This is a genomic window from Agaribacillus sp. DX54, assembly GCF_056858335.1.
Genome location: NZ_JBXEQE010000004.1, coordinates 1 through 20,579, shown reverse-complemented (window position 1 = coordinate 20,579; position 20,579 = coordinate 1). Strand labels below are relative to the sequence as shown.

13 protein-coding genes are annotated in these 20,579 nt (G+C 41.1%); 8 read left to right on the top strand and 5 right to left on the bottom strand.

Annotation, left to right across the window (positions count from 1 at the left end):
- The first annotated feature begins 13 nt into the window (after positions 1-13).
- From recQ to AC04NP_RS06040, 4 genes are all read left to right on the top strand, one after another.
- Complete coding sequence (recQ, locus tag AC04NP_RS06055; RefSeq protein WP_482858621.1) at positions 14-2,203, top strand: DNA helicase RecQ; 2,190 nt, start codon at positions 14-16, stop codon at positions 2,201-2,203.
- 84 nt (positions 2,204-2,287) lie between these two features.
- A complete protein-coding gene (gene purD / locus AC04NP_RS06050; protein WP_482858620.1) occupies positions 2,288-3,577 on the top strand; it encodes a phosphoribosylamine--glycine ligase in 1,290 nt (429 codons plus the stop codon).
- Positions 3,578-3,716: 139 nt separating this feature from the next.
- Positions 3,717-4,850 (top strand): PSP1 domain-containing protein, encoded by a 1,134-nt coding sequence (locus AC04NP_RS06045; RefSeq protein WP_482858619.1) that lies wholly within the window; start codon positions 3,717-3,719, stop codon positions 4,848-4,850.
- Positions 4,851-4,857: 7 nt separating this feature from the next.
- A complete protein-coding gene (locus tag AC04NP_RS06040) occupies positions 4,858-5,340 on the top strand; it encodes a gliding motility lipoprotein GldH (protein WP_482858618.1) in 483 nt (160 codons plus the stop codon).
- 7 nt (positions 5,341-5,347) lie between these two features.
- Here the strand turns inward: AC04NP_RS06040 and AC04NP_RS06035 are convergent, their stop codons facing one another.
- Positions 5,348-9,376 (bottom strand): AAA domain-containing protein, encoded by a 4,029-nt coding sequence (locus AC04NP_RS06035; protein WP_482858617.1) that lies wholly within the window; start codon positions 9,374-9,376, stop codon positions 5,348-5,350.
- A 64-nt stretch (positions 9,377-9,440) separates the two neighbouring features.
- Positions 9,441-10,364, bottom strand: a complete 924-nt coding sequence (locus tag AC04NP_RS06030; RefSeq protein WP_482858616.1) for a ComEA family DNA-binding protein — start codon at positions 10,362-10,364, stop codon at positions 9,441-9,443.
- A 206-nt stretch (positions 10,365-10,570) separates the two neighbouring features.
- Here AC04NP_RS06030 and hemA point away from each other — a divergent pair, with 206 nt between their 5' ends.
- Both hemA and AC04NP_RS06020 read left to right on the top strand, forming a co-directional pair.
- Positions 10,571-11,872, top strand: coding sequence for a glutamyl-tRNA reductase (hemA, locus tag AC04NP_RS06025; protein ID WP_482858615.1), 1,302 nt, complete (start codon positions 10,571-10,573; stop codon positions 11,870-11,872).
- Between the two features lie 144 nt (positions 11,873-12,016).
- A complete protein-coding gene (locus AC04NP_RS06020) occupies positions 12,017-14,332 on the top strand; it encodes a WG repeat-containing protein (RefSeq protein ID WP_482858614.1) in 2,316 nt (771 codons plus the stop codon).
- A gap of 59 nt (positions 14,333-14,391) precedes the next feature.
- On the opposite strand, the gene floA is transcribed toward AC04NP_RS06020, so the two are convergent.
- From floA to proS, 3 genes are all read right to left on the bottom strand, one after another.
- Positions 14,392-15,399 carry a flotillin-like protein FloA gene (floA, locus tag AC04NP_RS06015; protein ID WP_482858613.1) on the bottom strand — a complete coding sequence of 336 codons (1,008 nt, stop codon included), beginning with the start codon at positions 15,397-15,399 and terminating at the stop codon, positions 14,392-14,394.
- 1 nt (position 15,400) lies between these two features.
- The gene (locus AC04NP_RS06010; RefSeq protein WP_482858612.1) at positions 15,401-15,880 is read right to left on the bottom strand and encodes an NfeD family protein; all 480 of its coding nucleotides are present in this window, start codon (positions 15,878-15,880) and stop codon (positions 15,401-15,403) included.
- A 61-nt stretch (positions 15,881-15,941) separates the two neighbouring features.
- Positions 15,942-17,417, bottom strand: a complete 1,476-nt coding sequence (gene proS / locus AC04NP_RS06005) for a proline--tRNA ligase (protein ID WP_482858611.1) — start codon at positions 17,415-17,417, stop codon at positions 15,942-15,944.
- Between the two features lie 138 nt (positions 17,418-17,555).
- Between proS and AC04NP_RS06000 the strand changes: the two genes are divergently transcribed.
- A complete protein-coding gene (locus tag AC04NP_RS06000; protein WP_482858610.1) occupies positions 17,556-18,950 on the top strand; it encodes a hypothetical protein in 1,395 nt (464 codons plus the stop codon).
- A gap of 90 nt (positions 18,951-19,040) precedes the next feature.
- Positions 19,041-20,555 (top strand): OmpP1/FadL family transporter, encoded by a 1,515-nt coding sequence (locus AC04NP_RS05995; protein WP_482858609.1) that lies wholly within the window; start codon positions 19,041-19,043, stop codon positions 20,553-20,555.
- Positions 20,556-20,579 lie beyond the last annotated feature (24 nt).

The following is a 20,579-nucleotide window of genomic DNA, read 5'->3' as shown; positions in this document are numbered from 1 at the left end:
AAGTTAATTCAAGGTGGAAGCACAGTTGGATCAATTAAAAGATAAGCTTAAAGACGTATTTGGATACGGACACTTCAGAGGAACCCAGGAAGCCATTATTCATAACATCCTTAATGGTAAAAATACATTCGTAATTATGCCGACAGGCGCCGGTAAATCGTTGTGTTATCAATTACCTGCAGTTATGATGGAGGGTACTGCCATAGTCATCTCACCCTTGATCGCCCTGATGAAAAATCAGGTAGATCAACTCATCGCTTTGGGGGTTAATGCCCAGTTCTTAAATTCAACGCTGACCAAAGCTGAAATGACCAGGGTCAAAAATGACACCTTGGAAGGAAAGGTCAAGCTGCTCTATGTCGCCCCCGAATCCCTGACCAAGGAAGATAACGTTGATTTTCTGAGAAAAGCCAACATATCATTTGCTGCCATCGACGAGGCCCACTGCATCTCGGAATGGGGTCATGACTTCCGTCCGGAATACAGAAGGATAAAATCCATTATTCAGCAACTGGGTGAGTTACCAATCATCGCCCTCACTGCTACGGCTACACCAAAGGTACAGCTTGATATACAGAAAAACCTGCAGATGGAAAATGCGGACGTGTTTAAATCATCATTTAACCGCACCAACCTGTACTATGAGGTAAGACCAAAGCAAAATACGAAAAAGCAACTGATAAAATTTATTAAAAACCACAAAGGCAAATCAGGTATTGTCTATTGTTTAAGCAGGAAGAAGGTGGAAGAAATTGCCAATCTTCTTAAAATCAACGATATCAATGCCGCCCCCTACCATGCAGGTCTCGAAGCTGCTGTCAGGATGAAAAACCAGGATGACTTCCTCAATGAAGAGGTAGATGTTATTGTGGCCACCATCGCCTTCGGTATGGGTATTGACAAGCCTGATGTACGATTTGTAGTGCACTATGACACCCCCAAGTCCCTGGAGGGATATTATCAGGAAACGGGAAGAGCCGGAAGAGATGGCCTGGAAGGTGAATGTATCATGTTTTATAGTTATAATGACATTATAAAACTTGAAAAATTCAGCAAAGATAAACCCGTCACGGAAAGGGAAAATGCCAAAATCCTTTTGGATGAGATGGTTTCATACGCTGAATCTTCCGTTTGCAGAAGGAAACAACTGTTGCACTATTTCGGTGAGGAATACGATGAGAAGAATTGCAAGGAAAGTGGCAAATGCGATGCCTGTTTAAAACCCAGGGAAAAATTCGAAGGTCAGGATTATGTATTGAAGGCGCTCCAGGCGGCAGAACAAACGGGCGAACGTTTCGGAATAAACCATCTGGCCAATGTGCTGATCGGATCTGAAAATCAATATACCAAGAGTTATAGCCATGATCAACTCCCTGTATTTGGTTCAGGGAAAGATGAGTGCGATAAATTCTGGGCTTCCGTGTTAAGGCAAACGATGCTAAATGAGCTCTTGGAAAAAGATATTGACAATGTCGGGGTTTTGAAAATATCTGTAAAAGGCAGGTCATTTCTGGAAGATCCATACAAACTCATATTGTCGAAAGATATCGACTACAGTGACCTGGGTGAGGAAGAAGAGCCTGAAAGGGAAGTGATTAACTCCAAGGCCTATGATGAAAGCCTTTTTGAACTGCTCAAAGGATTGAGAAAAAAGGTCGCCAAGGAAAAAAACCTTCCCCCCTATGTAATCTTTCAGGATCCATCCTTGGAAGAAATGGCAACGATATATCCGACAACCAAAGAGGAACTTGCCCAGATAAATGGGGTAGGAATGGGTAAAGTGGCAAAATTCGGGAAGTATTTCATTGATCTCATTAATAAGTATGTCGATGAGAACGAAATTGAAACCGCCTCAGATGTGGTAGTAAAATCTACTGTAAACAAATCCAAAACCAAGATATACATCATTCAGCAAATCGACAGAAAGGTGGAGCTGGAAGAAATTGCCGAATCAAAAGGCATCACCATGGAAGAGCTCATCGATGAAATTGAACACATATGCTACTCAGGTACAAAACTAAACCTGGATTACTACATTGATCAAACCATGGATCACGAGCGGCAGGAGGATATATATGATTATTTTATGAATGCCGAAACCGACAATATCAATGTCGCCATGCAGGAGCTGAAAGATGAAGACTACGCGGAAGAGGAGCTGAGAATTATGCGTATCAAATTCCTCTCTGAATTTGCCAATTGACGGGTCCCAATCAATTGCCTGATTAACTTGCAAATTCTTTTTATTAAAGTATTTTTGGCGAGGTTTTATTTCAGTCCTGTTATTATGCATATACTTATCATCGGTTCCGGAGGCAGGGAACACGCCTTATCCTGGAAAATAAGACAAAGTCAAAAATGTGAAAATCTATTTATTTTGCCCGGAAATGCAGGCACCTCTGCTATCGGTCGCAACGTAGACATAGCTATTGACGATTTTGAACGGATAGGGGAATTTGTATTGGAAAACGACATAGCTATGATGGTAATCGGACCTGAAGCGCCGTTGGTAAAAGGAATCGCAGACTATTTTAAAGCAACACAAGAGCTAAGCCATATCAGGATAATTGGCCCGGGGAAAAATGGTGCACAATTGGAAGGAAGTAAGGACTTTGCCAAAGATTTCATGCAAAAATATGGAATACCGACGGCCGGTTTTAAGACATTCACAAAAGCATCACTGGATGAGGGGCTACGTTACCTGGAAGACTTATCATTGCCTATTGTGCTAAAGGCCGATGGCCTTGCTGCGGGCAAAGGCGTAATCATTGCCCAAAGCAGGGAGGAGGCCTCCGGGGTTTTGACTGAAATGCTGGTTGAGAAAAAATTTGGGGAAGCCAGTGCCAAGGTGGTGATTGAAGCGTTTCTATCGGGCATCGAATTATCCGTTTTTGTTTTAACGGATGGAGAGGATTATGTGATCCTGCCTGAGGCCAAAGATTATAAAAGAATAGGGGATAATGATTCCGGGCCCAATACCGGTGGTATGGGGGCCGTTTCACCGGTGCCGTTTGCCAATCATGAATTTATGGGAAAGGTGGAAAAAAGAATCATACAGCCAACCATTGCCGGGCTTAAGAAGGACGGAGTTGATTACTGCGGGTTCATTTTTATTGGATTAATGAATGTGGGGGGGGATCCTTATGTGATTGAATACAATGTAAGAATGGGTGATCCTGAGACACAAGCCGTTTTACCCCGTATCGAAAATGATCTGGTTGATCTGTTGGAGGCAGCCGCAGACAAAAAACTGAAAAACCAAAACATCAAAATAAATCCTAAAACAGCAACTACAGTAGTATTGGTTTCCGGTGGCTACCCGGGTGCCTATGAAAAAGGTTTTCCGATAACCGGCGCGGATGGCATTCAGGAAACAACCGTTTTTCATGCCGGTACGAGGTTAGGGAAAGAAAACCAGGTGCTTACCCACGGGGGACGGGTGCTGGCCATTACAGGCATGGGGGAAACCGTTCAGGAAAGTCTTGAGAAAACTTACAGGGATGTAAACAAAATTAGCTGGGAAAAAGTGAATTTCAGAAAGGATATAGGACAGGATATACTCAGAATCAGCAATTAAAGGAGACAATCCATGTTTGAACTTTTAATTGCTGTGAATTTGAAATTGATTTTTTTTACAACTAACTTTAGGATAGTTATAAAGTTTTGAACCAACCTTTTTCCCTGACCGGAAAAAGTATAAATATATACAGGAAGTAATGTCGGGTTGTAAATCATGCGGCAGTAATGCCTCGGTAGCCGGTTGTAAAAATAATGGGGGTTGCCTTACCGGCGGGTGTAACAAAATGAATGTATTTGATTGGCTTTCTAACATGGAAATGCCAGTGACGAGTAGCTTTGATGTTGTAGAAGTCAGATTCAAAGGAGGCAGAAAGGATTTCTTCAGGAATACCGATAAACTGGATATTACCACAGGAGACCCGGTGGTGGTAGATGTTCCGAATGGCCACCATATAGGTTATGTTTCCTTGCAGGGGGAATTGGTCAGGTTACAAATGCAACGCAAGAAGATAGTAAACAACGAAGATATCCGGAAAGTGTATCGGTTAGCAACCGATAAAGATCTCCAGAAATTTGAAGAAGTTAAAAAAAGGGAAATGCCCACGCTCTATCGCACGCGTGAAATTATCCAGAAACACGACCTGTCGATGAAATTATCCGATATTGAATATCAAGCGGATAATACCAAAGCGACTTTTTATTATTCAGCCGATGATCGGGTGGATTTCAGGGAACTGATAAAGGTACTGGCAGGTGAGTTTAAGATCAGGGTGGAAATGAGACAAATCAGCTTAAGGCAAGAGGCCGGAAGGTTGGGGGGGATTGGTTCCTGCGGCAGGGAATTATGCTGCTCTACCTGGCTCGGTGAATTCAAAAGCGTCTCTACTACCGCTGCCCGCTATCAAAACCTCTCGCTCAATCCCAGCAAATTGTCAGGTCAGTGCGGAAGGCTTAAGTGCTGCCTGAATTACGAACTGGAGACATATATGGAAGCATTGGAAGATATCCCGGAATTGGAGAAGCCCCTGCTGACTGAAAAAGGTGATGCTAAACTGCAAAAAACCGATATTTTCAGAAAAATAATGTGGTTCGGTTATGAAAATGAAAATTCCTGGCACGCTGTGCCCGCTACCAGGGTAGCTGAAATAATCAAGTTTAACCAACAGGGCAAAAAACCATTTTCGCTGTTGGAAAATAAAGAGACCAACAATATTGAAGAGGCACAACTTAATAGTGACCTGGTAAAAATGGACAAGAAATTCAATCAGAAATCAAAAAAGAAAAAAAAGAAACGGCAAAGCCGAAAAAGAGGAAAGAATCGCCCTCAATAGATTAAATATGCAGTTCAGGTTAATTATTTTCACTTCATTCATTTCACTTTTTCTTTTATGGGGATGTAACAGCCAAATGGTTTTTGAGCAGAACATCGATATTGAGAACCGGAAATGGCCCAAAGATGATATCAAGCGTTTTGACTTCGAGATTACCGATACCAGCCAACCCTACAACATTTATTACAACATCCGGAGCTCCGTAGCATTCCCTTTTCACAACCTGTATCTAACCTACTCGCTGGAAGATACCAATGGCAACAAGCTATTATCTGAATTGCAAAATATGAATATTTTTGACGAAAAAACCGGCAGGCCACTGGGAAATGGCCTGGGAGATATTTTTGATTTACAGGTGTTATCTGTTGAGAACTATTCATTTGACCAGCCCGGTAAATACACGTTCACCATTCAACAATTTATGAGAAGGGATACATTACCTGAAATCCTGGCCATAGGCATCCGGGTTAAGCGGGTCGATAATGAATAGTTGGCAGCTATTCTTCCAGACGGTTGAAAAAACGCATCAGTTTTTCTTTCATGCCTTCTCTGTTTTGCCAGAATTGACGGCTTGTAAAGGAAATAAACTTCCAGTTTTTGCTAAGCAGGGTAAAAGGCCTGTAAACATGTGGTTCTTTCACCGAAATGCTTTGGTGATAAATATCATCATCGGTGAGCACCAGCCCTTTGTAATACTGCCCTTCCTTCACTGACAAATCGGTAAACGGTAACTCGTTGGCCAGTTCATACCTGTCATCCATTCCGGCGGCTATCTCATTTATTTTTGATTTCAGAAACCAGTTAATATGATAGGCCTTGGTGGCTCTTGGCTGTGGCGTGAAATTACCTTCAGAGACATCCTTGGCAAACTGCAGGTATTTTTTAAGCAATCTCGGACCTTCATTTTTGCTGTCATCTACTTTTAACTGTGATGGCAACAAGCTACTGACAATATAAATCTTTTCCCTGGCCCTGGTAATGGCCACATTTAACCTGTTCTCGCCCCCTGTGGCATTCAGGCTACCAAATTGCATAATGATTTTACCTCTTTCATCAGGGCCATAGGCGGTTGAAAAAATAATGATATCTTTTTCATCGCCCTGTACGTTTTCAATGTTTTTAACAAAAAAAGACTCCGGTAAAGACCAACCTTCATTGCTAGCGGCATTATCCAACAAGTCCAGTATGTGCTCTTGTTGTTTTATGTTAAAAGTCACTACCCCAATTTCCTTTTCCGGATGATCCTTTATAAATTCCCGTACAAGCCCGACCACTTTTTGACCTTCGATATCATTAATATTGTTTTTCCAGATACCCGCTACTTTTATGTAATGTATGGGTGGCTCGGGGTAGTTAATATCTTTAAAATCAGGGAGTAGTTTTAAATTGCCATCATAAAAATACCGGTTTGAAAAATCGATAAGATCCAAAGACTTGCTCCGGTAATGTCCCTGCAACTGTAACTGCATTAAATGTTTTGCCGATAGTTCCAACAGGGAGTCCAGCTCCAGTTCAGCCAATTCCTCCTCTTCCTCCTCCCACCTGACTTTATATAAATCATTGGGCCTTAACTGCTTATCATCACCTGCCACTACAATCTGCTTGCCCCGGTACATGGCTGGAATTCCTTTTTCTGCAAAGCATTGAGATGCTTCGTCAAATATTACAAGATCAAAAAACTCTTCCATGGGAAACAACGCTGAAACCGACTCTGGCGAGGACATCCAGCAAGGCACTAACCTGAACAATTCATCGGAAAAATTGGCAATAACCTTACGAATAGGCCAGATTTTCCGCTTTTTAGTAACCTGGTGATATAACTCCTTATAGGTAATCATGTTGTTCAGCCGGTTGTATTGCGCATCCTCATAGGTAATTTCCCGGGTTTTCAGCAAAAGAATATCTTTGCTGATAATGAGTTTTTCCGCTACATTTTCCTGCATTTCCAGCTCCATCTGCTCAAATTTCAGGGAAGATACTGATCTCAGAATAGGATATTTGGTTTCAATATGATCAAGCCAGGTTAACCGCAGGCTATTGTCAAAAAGTGCCAGCAATTCATCCAACTGCGGGCTCTCACTTGACTCAAGTAGTTTATTAATCACCTGCCGCTCATGGTTTTCAAGGTTCGCACTCAATTGATCGAATTCGCAAATAGAATCAAAGTCTGCTTTTAACGATTTATCCAATAAATCTATGTGATCGGAATTTTCCAGAATATGATTTATCTGAAATGGTGTCAGATATTCAAGCCAGGTTTGTTTTCTTTCCACAACCTTTTTGAACAAATCCAGCAATGCTTCCATTCCGGATTTTAGGTCCGGATAATCCAGCTTCAGCACATTAAAATAGGCTTTAAAGTTTCTCAGTGAAACAAAGGCCAGTTTGGAGGCCAAAGCCGATTTTTGATCGTAAAACCAGGACTGAAAATCTGCCTTTCTGAACCCTTCGGGCAAATCTATCAACCACTCGCATGCTATCAGCTTACTTAAATTATGCTCAAAATTTAAGCGGTTATCCACTTTTTCGATCAATTTGCTGAATGATTTTTTGTCACTGGATATATCATTGGCAACAATAACCCTTTTGATCCAAAACTTGTCTTTCGAAAATAATTGCCAATGCAAAGACCGGAAAAGGTTTTTCCTGCTGGCAATGGCCCGCTGCAATACCTCCTGAAATCTGCCTAATTCAGAGGCTTTCAAACTGATCTCCGGCCCCTCCCCCTTAAAACAATCCAACAATACCCGCTCTGTGTTGGTAAGCCATAAAAGATCCGTCTCCACCTTATCCACAGCCATCATCTGACGAAAGTACTTGTACACTTTCTCAGACTTCAAAGTATCGATAAGCTTATGGATCTCTTTTTCTTTATACAAGGCCGCCTCACAATCCTCTATTTTTAATTCACTGTTGACAATACCGGTAGCTTCTTTGGAGATTTCTTCCTGAAATTTTGGTATTTCATTGAGGATGCTGCTTATTTTTTTTAAATCAGCAATGCCAAAGTCTTTAAAGCTTTTCCGGCCATACCATGGGTGGCCCAACCGGTCAAACTCAAGGGCATAGCTAAAGTAGTTTCTGAATTTTCTCAGTGTATCGTCGAGCGTATCAAACTTAAAAAAGCGGTATTCCTGTTTCAGGTTGATAGTTTCCTCTACCAGTTCGCAGGTCAGGTATAATTCTTTTGCCGATATACCGCACTCTGCTTCATCGAACAAAGCAAATTTGTATTCCTCAAACTCTTCACTGATCTGATCGATCCTTCGGCTGCTCTGAAGAAATTTTCTTTCCATTTGAATCGAATCCAGGCTGTTGTTTTTCAATTTGTACTCGTACAATTTATCTACCTGGCCGGCGATTTGCGCGTATATGTCACGACGGTCATTTTTGAAATCATGAACCAAAGCGACAAAGTCTGCCAAATCCTTTTCCTTCAACCGCCTGTATACTACATCTAAAGCGGCCCTTTTCTGACAAACCATCAAAACCTTTTTGCCCCGGGCGATAAAATCAGATATGAGATTACATATTAATTGCGATTTGCCGGTGCCTGGCGGGCCTTGAATAACCACAGAGTTCCCTTTTTTAACGGCCTTCAATGCATTTTCCTGATAGGCATCCAGACGGTAGGGGGTAAAGGTCTGTTCTTCTTTTACCTTATCCAAAAACCTGTAAACATCAGCGTACCCCGCTTTTTGGTCAGGTGCATCCTCGGTTGATCTTTTACTAAAGAATTCTTCCAGATCAGGTACATAAGGCCTTTCGATTAAATCCAGATAATCAGGCACAATATAAGAACCGGCTTGGGGAAAAATGCCCAGAACAGCCTCGGGAAATAACGTTAGCCTTCCATTTTTCTGCTGTACCTCAAAATCCCTCTTTTTGAAGATTTCAAATGATGAAAGCTGATCCGCAAAGTTTTCCTGATTGAAGTTTATTTCCAGATTGCTTTCTTGTAACAGTCGATACAAGGACGTCCTGAATTCCCTGCTATCCTCAAATCCTTCTTCAAAATTATATTCTATTAATGTTTCATCCAGCTTCACCTTGTTGTAATAAGCATAAGCCAGAATAAAACTTTTATTAAAAGTAACATTGACTTCGCTCCGTGATGATAATATCCATTTCCCTTGTTTTAACTCCAGGGTAACCGGAAAAAATATCAGTGGCGCACGAACGGGTGTTCCATCTTTAAATTTACCTCGTACAAATGGCCAGGCTATATACAAATCTTTTGCTCCGCGCTCCTCGTATATGAATTTTTCAGTCCGGTCAATTTTCTTTAGTTGATGGCTGATCATATTGGTAGGTTCATGACGGCTATCAGACTCCTGGCATATGTTAATCTTTGGCTTTTGTGTCAACAGGGATTCAATAATCCCAAATGAAGGGGCATTATTGATAAAATCCAGTTCATGTAAATCCAAAAAATGGTTATTTACCAATCGCAACAGAAACAGTGACCTGTTGTTGGTCGATAAATTAGTAAGTTTTCTCAAATAAGATTGCAGAATACGTCTCATGAATATTTTACTCCTTATTTGTATTTATTTAACCTTTTTATAACTAAGAATATTAACGAATATTTTATAAAGTAAGATAGGGTTTCAGTTTGTCGTAATCATGCTTCCCGATGATATGAATATTCATGAGTTGTTCCAGGTTCTTAAATGCTCCGTGTTGCGATCTGTATTTTATCATTTGGTTTGCCAGCTTCCCGGTGATATAAGGATGTACACTAAGTTCATCGGCATTGGCATGGTTTATATTAATTAGTTCGGGCCGAAAATCATTTTCCACATAACCTCGTTCCTGCAACACTTCCTTTATTTCTACGGATAACCCATAAACCTCCTCAACCTGTTCAATGGCTACAAACCCTCCTAATCTGTTTCTAAACTTTACAATACGTACGGATAACGTAGGTCCGATACCTCGAATCGACCTTAACTGTTCCTCATCAACCCGATTGATATCAAAATGATAATTTAAAACTTTATCGGAAAACTCATGTTTTTTTTCGATGATTTCCGGCCTTTCTTCTTTGTATTGATAGTCGTTAGGTAAGTCAATGTAACCCTTTAACCGGTTAAATTGAGCTTCTGTAAGGCCATAAATCTTTTTGAAATCTTTTTTTACCTTGAAGTGCCCCCCTTTTTTGCGATAATTTATGATCCTGCCTGCAACTTTGGGGGTCAACCCAAGAGCCAGCATTTCCTCATAGCTGACAAGATTGGGATTGAACCGGGTGAGCTCAACGCTCCCGGTTGCTTTTTTATTATACTTTGCCTGTTCCCGCGAAACAATTTTTTCTTCCATTAATGCAACTAAACTATCCAGTTGTTTTGTTTTAACGGTGATGTCAGTGGTATTTTGGTTGATAAAAATCTTTAAAAACGCTGGCAGGGTCAGTACAATGGGGAATAGCATGACTAAAACCATGAAACCTTTGGTTTCAGTTCCGGAAAAACCAAAGTACTTTCTGATCCGGGATTTCAATTGCTTTATCATAAAAATTCTAAATTAAAGTTTTTATCAAAGAATTGAAACCTGAAACAGGCTTATTCCTATGGATGTGATAAATGATCAAAATCATTTTTATATCAAAAATATTGTTTTAAATCGAGTTAATTCTATTTAAAACTGTTATAAATTAATACTTAGCGTAAGGCTTTGTTTCATTTTGATACTATATCGTTTATTTTTGTGAGTTGTTAATGAGTATTATGCAATTTAATTTCAGAGTAGTTACTATCTCTCATAAAACCGCACCGATAGCGGTAAGGGAATTGATGGCCCTGAATCATGATCAGGTCAATAAATTGCTTTTATACTTTAAGGAATTCGGAGATGTTTCAGAAGCGCTAATTCTCTCCACATGCAATCGCACTGAGATATATTATCAGGCGATCGGCAATAAAAGCAAGAAAATCATCAAACTCATTGGTATTGAGAATGGGATAGAAAAGATCGGAAAATATCAAAAGTATTTTGTTGATATAGATAATCATCAGCAATCTGTTCAGCATCTCTTTCGCGTGGCGATAGGGTTGGAAGCCCAGGTGGTCGGGGACCTGCAAATCTCTAACCAGGTTAAAAGGGCTTATCAGTCAAGTGCGGATGCAGGTTTAGCGGGTCCTTTTTTACACAGGTTAATGCACACCACTTTTTTCACTAACAAAAAAGTGGTACAGGAGACAACCTTCCGCGATGGCGCTGCTTCAGTATCCTATGTAGCAGCGGATATGGTAAAGGATCTGGCAGCAGAGATCATCAATCCAAATATTTTAATACTGGGGGTTGGTGAAATCGGGGCAGATGTATGCCGTAACCTTGCCGATGCAGGCCTCCAAAATGTTTTTATTGCCAACAGAACAGCCCATAAAGCAGAAAAGCTGGCTGCCGAGTGCGGATTCGATACAATCCCATTCGATGAAGCAGTATCCCAACTTATCCATACCGATGTAATAATTTCGTCTATCGCTTCCGAACAGCCTTTTATCTCTGCAAAAATGGTCAAAAACCTGAATATTCAGGGACACAAGTACTTTTTTGATCTATCGGTACCCCGCAGCATTGAAGATGAGGTGGATGAGCTACCCGGAGCATTACTTTATAATATCGATGATATAAAATCCAAAGCCAACGCAGCATTGGAAAAAAGGATGAAGGCCATCCCCAGGGTAAAGGAGATTATCGAGGAGTCTATCACCGAATTTTCTACATGGTCCAGCGAAATGGTAGTGTCCCCAACCATTAATAAATTAAAAGATGCCCTGGAAGAAATACGACAGGAGGAAGTAGCCCGCTATTTGAAGGGGACGGATCTGCAACAGGCCAAGATGGTCGATAAGTTGACTAAAAGTATCATGCAGAAAATTATTAAACTTCCGGTTTTACAATTGAAGGCCGCCTGTAAAAGAGGAGAAGCAGAGACGTTAATTGACGTGCTAAGCGATTTGTTTGACCTGGAAAAATCACCTTCCGACAAACAGGATAAGAAAAGTCTGTCTGCATAATTGCCTGTTTTTTAACCTCTTCTTTCCATGGTTTAATAAATATTCGCTATTTACCGAAATTGTAAGAATTTCAGCAAAGTCATAGAAAACTATATCAGATAAACTTTCTATATTGCTTTCATATACATTTATACATTAGCACGGTTGGAAACAAGGGACTTATTTTTTAAGATAATAGTGCTGTATTTTGGGTGTCTGGGGATCAGCTTTTTAGCATACAACCAAACTACAAACGATACTTTTTTATATGAATCTCACAAAGCGCCGGAAAGTCCTGCTGTCATTGATCTAACTGATGGTTATAAAATTATTGTTGAGAACAATTTGCACACCATTACAGATGAAAATGGCAGGCATGTAACTGCTGTTGGTTATCAACAAGTGGGATGGGTAAATGGTTCTTATACACCGGTAAATGGTTATATAGGTTACAAAAATAACGACTTGTGGGGCTTGCTGCATCTCAAATCAACTAAAGTCACCTCTGCCAACTATACATCTGTCATTCCATATGGCGAAAACCTGGTAGTAGCCAGTAAAAGAGGGGTGAAAACTGTACAGAGAAGCTATGGTGTAATCAACACCAACGAAAAGGTGGTAATCTCTTTTAAATATAATTTCTTAACACCTGCAGGGGTTCGACTCATTGCAGCCAAACCGGTTGATAATAAAAACAAATATGGTCTTATCAGCAAAAAGGAGGGTGTGATTATCCCGTTTGTCTATGATAAAATATCTGCACTGGTGGGTGGACAATTGAGTGTGGTTAATAATGAAAACAAAACAGCATTGTTTTCAAATGATGGTATTCAGCTTACACCTTTTGCATATGATTCCATTTTAGTGTTGGATAAAAATTTACATTTAATCGATAAAAATGGCAAAAAAGGTGTTATCGACACCCACGGAAAAGTCTTGGTAAACCCTACCTATAAAAAAATTGCCAGAAAAGAAGATGGGAACCTGCAGGGACTGCCTTTTTCGGGGTGGGATTTGCTGACCGCGGAAAATCAATTGTTGCAACACCTTGCATATGACACCTTAAAAGCCATCAACCGTTCTTTGTTGAAGGCGACAATAGGACAGTATGAATACATCATCGACCACAGAGATCACCCTGTAATCCAATTGGGAAAAAGAAAATTTGGGGAGTTTAGAAACGGTTTTGCTACTTTTAAAGAAGAGGGTAAGTACGGGGCGATTGCCAATTACAGCGAAATAGTCATTCCGGCTATTTATGATTCCATTATCCAATACAGGGATTTTTTTGTTACCAGAAGGCAGGTTTCTCAGGATGATGAATGGGCCATTTTTAACAGCAAAGGACAGAAAATCAACAAAATAAGTTATGATCAAATCGGCGAATGGAGTGACGGGTATTTCAGTGTTAAAAAAAACGGTGTGTGGGGATTTGTCAATGAATACGGTCATGAAGTCATCAAGGCTAAATATGACGCTGTTTTCAACTTCAATGAGGGTATTGCCGTGGTTCATCACAAAAAGAAACATGCTGTTATTGATAAATTCGGGCGATATATAGTGCCACCGAATTTTCACAGGGTCGAGATCATCAATCCTAATGTTTTTGTGGTTAAATCTCATTTTATTTTTGCTATCTATAAAAGAGGAGTAGGTGGAATTTACCAGGGCTATTATCCCCTTTACGGAGAAAATGGTTTTATCATTGAAAAAACCAACTCCGGCAAGGTAGGATTGTTTGATCCAAGAGGCCAAAGAATTTTAACCAGTGAATACGATGATATAAAAGTAGCTGTGGGAGGCAGGCTGCATGTGTTTGGAAAAGATGGGAAAAAGGGCTTACTCAAACGGGCAGGTGGAATATTAATCGGTTTGGAAGACGGGCTCGAGGAAGTTCAACTCGCCAGCGAGGACTTTATAGGCGTTCGGATTAACAAAAAATACGGTTTTATTGATTTTAATGGAAAATTGAGAGTGGCCAATCGTTATGATTCAATTGGTGAATTCAGTGAAAGTATGGCACCCATCAATCTACTGGGAAGATGGGGATACATTGATAAAATAGAAAGACTGAAGATTCAACCTAAATATCAGAAAGCTGGCAGTTTTAAGAATGAAACTGCGGTAGTTGGCAAAAATAACCGTTATGGGATCATCAACAAAAGCGGACAGGAGTTAGTGAAGCTTACCTACGATAAAATAGCCAGAAATTCATTCGGAAATTATCTTACTTATTTACGAAATAAAGCAGGGCTTGTAAGTAATAACGGCTATGAGGTTATCTTTCCAAAGTATGAATCGGTAACTGATCTGGGAAATGGATATTTTATCGTGGGCAATTATGGCAAATTCGGACTAATCAATGAAAAGGGGGCAGGGACAATCCCTGTCAAGTATAAAAAACTACAATACGATAAAGCCAGTGATCTTTTTTTTGGATTAAAGGCCGTAGATTGGGAAAATGTTACTATTAATGAATAAAAAATAAGCCCTGACAAAGGGGAGTCAGGGCTCAAAAGCTTTAATCTTTCCTTTTAGGGTTAATCATTTTGCTTTGGTTTGTCCCCTTTCCCGGGGGTCTTTTTGGTACCTTCGCCTGATATGGACTCTCTCATACCGGTATCGGCTTTAATATTTTCCAGTTTATAATAGTCCATTACGCCCAGGTTACCTGATCTGAATGCTTCTGACATGGCTATTGGAATTTCAGCCTCTGCAAGAATAACCTTGGCCCGGGCCTCTTGTGACTTGGCTTTCATTTCCTGCTCACTGGCAACAGCCATGGCCCTTCGCTCCTCTGCCTTGGCCTCGGCAACTTTTAAATCGGCATTGGCCTGATCAATTTGTAGTTTAGCGCCAATATTAGCCCCTACATCCACATCAGCGATATCAATGGAAAGGATTTCAAAAGCCGTCCCGGCATCCAATCCTCTCTGCAGCACAAGCTTTGAGATTTTATCCGGATTTTCCAGTACCTCTTTATGTGTGGTCGCTGATCCAATGGAGGTAACAATCCCTTCGCCTACCCTGGCCAAAATAGTGTCTTCACCGGCTCCTCCGACCAACTGCTGAATATTGGCCCTAACAGTTACCCTGGCAATCGCTATCAGTTGTATACCATCCGCGGCCACAGCAGCCACTTTTGGCGTGGTAATCACTTTGGGGTTCACTGAAATCTGAACTGCTTCAAATACATCCCGGCCAGCCAGGTCTATCGCAGTAGCCTGTTTGAAGCCCAGGTTGATGTTGGCTTTGTCTGCTGAAATCAATGCCTTGATAACTGATGGTACATGGCCCCCTGCCAAATAATGAGTCTCCAGCTCTCTGGTGCTGACTTCCAGCCCCGCTTTTCTAGCCGTGATCAATGAGTTGACAATCACGCTGGGAGGAACTTTACGAATACGCATAGCCACCAGTTCCAGCAGACCTACCCTGACGCCGGAAAAGATAGCAGTAATCCATAAATTCAGGGGCACAAAATAAAGAAATATGAAAAATACAATTATTACCGCTATGATAATAAGAATGTATGAAAAGCCACCGTCCATATTATTCGTTTGATTTTATAGGTTCAACAATTATTTTATTTTTATCAATTTTTATTACTTTAACTTTTTCACCTGCATCCACATAATTCCCATTGGTTTTCACTTCAAAAACCTTGTCGTTAATTTCAGCTTTACCAATAGGTTTCAAAGAGGAAAGCGCCACTCCTTCATCTCCTTCCTGCGTGGTAATCTCAATATGCTCATTAAATTTGCTTGAGATCTGGTCTTTTAAGGCAAATTTTTTCCATACCCCTGTTCTAAAACTGATCAAAAGTGCGATCAAGGCGACAGCTCCGGTAGCCACTAATATAAGAGTTCCTGTATTATTGCCGAAATTCGAAAAGCTAAGGTAAACACCGACCCCGGCTAATACTATTCCCAGGATTCCAACAATGGTAGTTCCCGGGACAAAAATTACTTCAACAATGATTAATCCAAGTCCAAGTAGGATTAATCCTATAATGACTAACCAAGTGATCATAAAGGAAGTTAAGAAAAATTAAGGTACAAAATATTTATTATTTTGATAAATAAAAACTATATCAATATGCTCTGGCAAAATACACCCGTTGTTTGGAAGGATTGCCACTATATACACATTTGCCTTCTTCCAATTTCCCATCTAACGGAATGCACCGGATGGTTGCCTTGGTTTCTTCTTTGATCTTTTGCTCCGTCATGGCATTGCCATCCCAATGGGCATAAATAAACCCTCCCTTTTGTTCCAAAACCTCTTTAAAATCTTCGTAGGTATCGACTTTCGTAATATGTTCATCTCTGAATAGCCTGGCTTTTTCGAACAAGCTCTTTTGAATATCTATCAACAGCTTTTCAATGTATTCCTCCAAAGCATCCATAGAAACCACCTCTTTGCTCAGGTTATCCCGTCTTGCTATCTCCACAGTATTGTTTTCAAGATCCCTGGGACCAATGGCCACTCTGACAGGCACGCCTTTCAATTCATATGCTGCAAACTTCCAACCTGGCTTATGAGTCGTTCTGTCGTCCAGTCTTACTGTGATACCTTTTCCTCTCAATTTAGTGATAATTTGATTAGCTTTTTCGCGGAGGGCATTTAATTGATCGTCATTTTTAAATATCGGGACGATAATCACCTGATCCGAGGCCAGTTTTGGTGGCAATACCAAACCGTTATCATCAGAATGAACCATAATTAAAGCCCCCATAAGCCGGGTGGTCACCCCCCATGACGTTCCCCAAACAAAATCAAGTTTACCTGCCTGATTAGAAAATTTTACATCAAAAGCCCTGGCAAAATTTTGACCGAGAAAATGTGATGTTCCCGCCTGCAGCGCTTTACCATCCTGCATTAATGCCTCGATACAGTAGGTATCTACTGCACCGGCAAACTTCTCACTTTCTGTCTTTACTCCCTTGATTACTGGTACCGCCATATAATTTTCCACAAAATCCGTATATACATCAAGCATCCTGTTAGCTTCTTCCACTGCCTCCTGTTCAGTAGCATGAGCGGTGTGCCCTTCTTGCCACAAAAATTCTGTCGTCCGTAGAAAAAGTCTGGTTCGCATTTCCCAGCGTACTACATTAGCCCATTGATTGATTAACAATGGCAGATCCCGGTAAGACTGAATCCAGTTTTTGTACGTGCTCCAGATAACTGTCTCCGAAGTGGGTCTGACGATCAACTCTTCCTCCAGCTTCGCTTCGGGATCGACAATCAATCCCAGGCCACCCTCATCGTTTTTAAGCCGGTAATGAGTAACAACCGCACATTCCTTGGCAAAACCTTCTACATGATCTGCCTCCTGACTCAAATAGGACTTGGGAATAAACAAAGGAAAATAGGCATTGGTGTGCCCGGTTTCCTTAAACATTTTGTCTATGACAGATTGCATTTTCTCCCAGATAGAAAAACCGTAAGGTTTAATAATCATGCAGCCCCTGACAGGGGAATTTTCAGCCAGATCCGCCTTTTTTACCAATTCATTATACCATTGGGAATAATCATCTCCCATTTTAGGTAGGCCCTTACTCATTTTTTGGTATGAATTTTGTTTAATTTTTAAATGTGAAAAATATCGGCAAATATAAGTTTTACAGTTTATAATTAAGCCAAAATTCTAAATTTGTCGTATATTTAAATGTAAAGGTTCACTAAATTAGAAAGGGAAATCATGAAATCTTCAGTAATCACAAATTTAGTATTAGTCATATTCACCGCAGCGGGGTTCTGGTCATGCAGCCAAAACCAGTTTGCCCAGACATCTGAATATGATGATATGTATTTCACTGCAAGCGATCGCGGAGTCAAAAGGAGTGCGGCAGTTGCCAGTACCAGGTCTTCCGGCAGCCAGCAACAAGGTAAGCAATACCAGTACGAGGAAGATAGTTATTCAGCAAGGACATTAAATCCGGATTATGTGGCTAAATACCAAAGTGCTCCGGCAGATGAAGCTGAAACCGGTGAAGACGATACTGAATATTTCAAAGAAGATTACAACGAAGGTGAAAATTACCGCCCAAACAACTCTTATGATAACTTCAGGGTACCAAATGCCAGGGCTGGGGCATTTAATAATTTCAATACCTTTTATGATCCTTTCCATGACCCTTTCTTCAATCCGGGATTTGGCTTCAATGATCCCTTCATGCGTGGCTTTTACGGACCAGGATTCAACCGCTTCGGCTGGGGGCCGGGATTCAACCGCTTCGGCTGGGGGCCGGGATTCGGCATCGGGATGTCATTTGGCAGTCCCATTCATTGGAACCGGTGGAATAGATGGAACCGTTGGAACCGATTTTATGATCCCTTTTTCTATGACCCATTTAACGATCCCTTTTTCTATGATCCGTTTTTCGGACCTACTATGTTCAATGGAGGTTTCATAGGATTCAATGCCTTCAATCGAGGATGGTGGGGATTCAACCGTGGATTCAATAATGTATATGTAGTTAACAACAATGGTGAGTTTTACAACAGCGCCGGAAGAAGAATCAGCCAGGGTAGTCGTATCGGACGAACTACGACAGCAAGCACACCCGGCAGAAGCATTGAAAACAGTTCGCGAAGCCGTGTCAGAAGTGCGGCAAATAGTAGTGGCACCACCAGCAGGGTAAGCCGGAGAAATCCTACGACAAGAACACAGAATGAATATTACCGGTCGAGACCCTCAACTACCCGGTCCAGAAATGTAGCCAGGGCCAGGAGCTTAAGTCCTACCGGCAATACCAGCAGAAGTTATAGTCGCAATGATTACAGAACAAACAGCCGTAGTACAAGCCGGAGCGCTACGTATAACAGAAACACAAGCAGACCTTCTTCAAGCAGCATACGCTCCGGAAGACAGAGTAATTCAAGAACCGGAGGTAGTTATACTGCACCAAGAAGAAGTAGCTCCTCCTACCAGAGAAGCGCACCTTCAAGAAGCAGTTCCAGAACCCGGTCCAGTGGTTCAAGCTACGGACGCTCTTACGGCTCAAGTAGCAGAAGCAGCTATTCAAGAAGCAGCTCCTCCAGACCCAGCAGTTCAGGGTCAAGGAGTTCAAGCCGCAGCCGGAGAGGGAATTAGTACTCCCTCTGGCTGGCCCCCTGGTTGGTTGATAAGTTAAAAGTTCATTGCCTGGATTCCCGCGATATTTAATTATAGCGAAAAAGTAGTATGAAAAAGATATTAAAGCTTATATGTTTAAGCATGGGTATGCTATTGACTTTTGAAAATGTCAATGCCCAGATAGATGAAAATGCCATTGGTTATTATAACGAGGCATTACGCTTCAGCAGAACAGTTCCCGGAGGTACTGCCCGTATTCAGGCGATAGGAGGAACGCAAATTGCATTAGGAGGAGACGTTAGCAACATTTATTCTAACCCTGCGGGTTTGGGCTTCTTCAACCGCTCACAGGTTTCTTTTACCCCATCCCTGAAATTATACAGCAATGATTCAGAATATTTCGGGTTAAATACAAGAGACAATGGAGGCCGTTTTGGTTTCGATAATCTGGGCGTTGTATTCAGCTCGCCCAGATCCAATGCCAACAGTTCATGGAGAGGGGGATCGTTTGGAATTAGTTATACAAAAACCAATAACTTTAATGATCAATTTACCTATGAGGGCAGAAACCCCAACTCTTCCATTATAGATCAGTTCATTGAGAATGCCAATGGAATTTTGATTAATGACCTGGATGGTTTAACAGGACTAGCTTACGACATATTTCTGATTAACCCAGCCATCGATGATGTTGGAAATCCTATTGACGGGGCTTATGACTCGTTTATCTTTGGCTTACCTGTCCAGAGGGAAATAGTAACCACCGAAGGATCCCAAAGCCAGTGGAGTATCTCCTACGGAGGCAATGTGGCCGATCGTTTTTATTTTGGAATCGGCCTGGGTATTACCTCTGTTAACTACGAACAAACCAAATCCTACAGCGAGTCGAATTTTGATGCCCCTGATCCCGGAATTAATGATTTTACGATCAGGGAAAGGTTAAATATAGATGGTAGTGGAATTAATGCTACTGTAGGCTTTATTTTCAGACCAAATGATCACATCAGGGTAGGGGCTTCTTTGGTTACTCCTACCTATTATCAGTTTGACGAAGAAAGTGACGTAATTATCAATGCCAGTTACGACGACTTCTTTTATGAACCTGAGAACATTACTTTGGGAGAGGAAACTGTTCAATCAGACCTATTTATTTCTACCTATGACCTTACCACCCCGTTGAGGTTAAATGGTGGGGTTGCTTTTTTCTTTGGTAAAAATGGGTTTATCAGTGCGGATGTTGAATACATCGATTACGGAAACAGCAGCTTGAGTTCCAATGATTTTTCCACAACTGCTGACAACAGAACGATCGAGTCCTTGTATACTTCGGTTGTCAATTTCAGGGTTGGGGGAGAATACAGGCATGACGTTTTCCGCTTCAGGGCTGGTTTAGGTTATCATGGTGATCCTTACACTACTGAGGACATCGATTTAAGCAGAACTGAACTATCCCTGGGAGCTGGGGTGAGATTCAAGAAATTTTATGCAGATCTCGGGGTAGTTACTAATTTGTCGGAGGAAAGAAATTATAGTCCCTACACTTTCTTCGATGGCACCGGCCCTGTAGCTAATATTGCCACGAACAATACAAATGCTATTTTGACTGTGGGGTTCAATTTTTAGTACAGCCTTCCTATTAAGATAAAG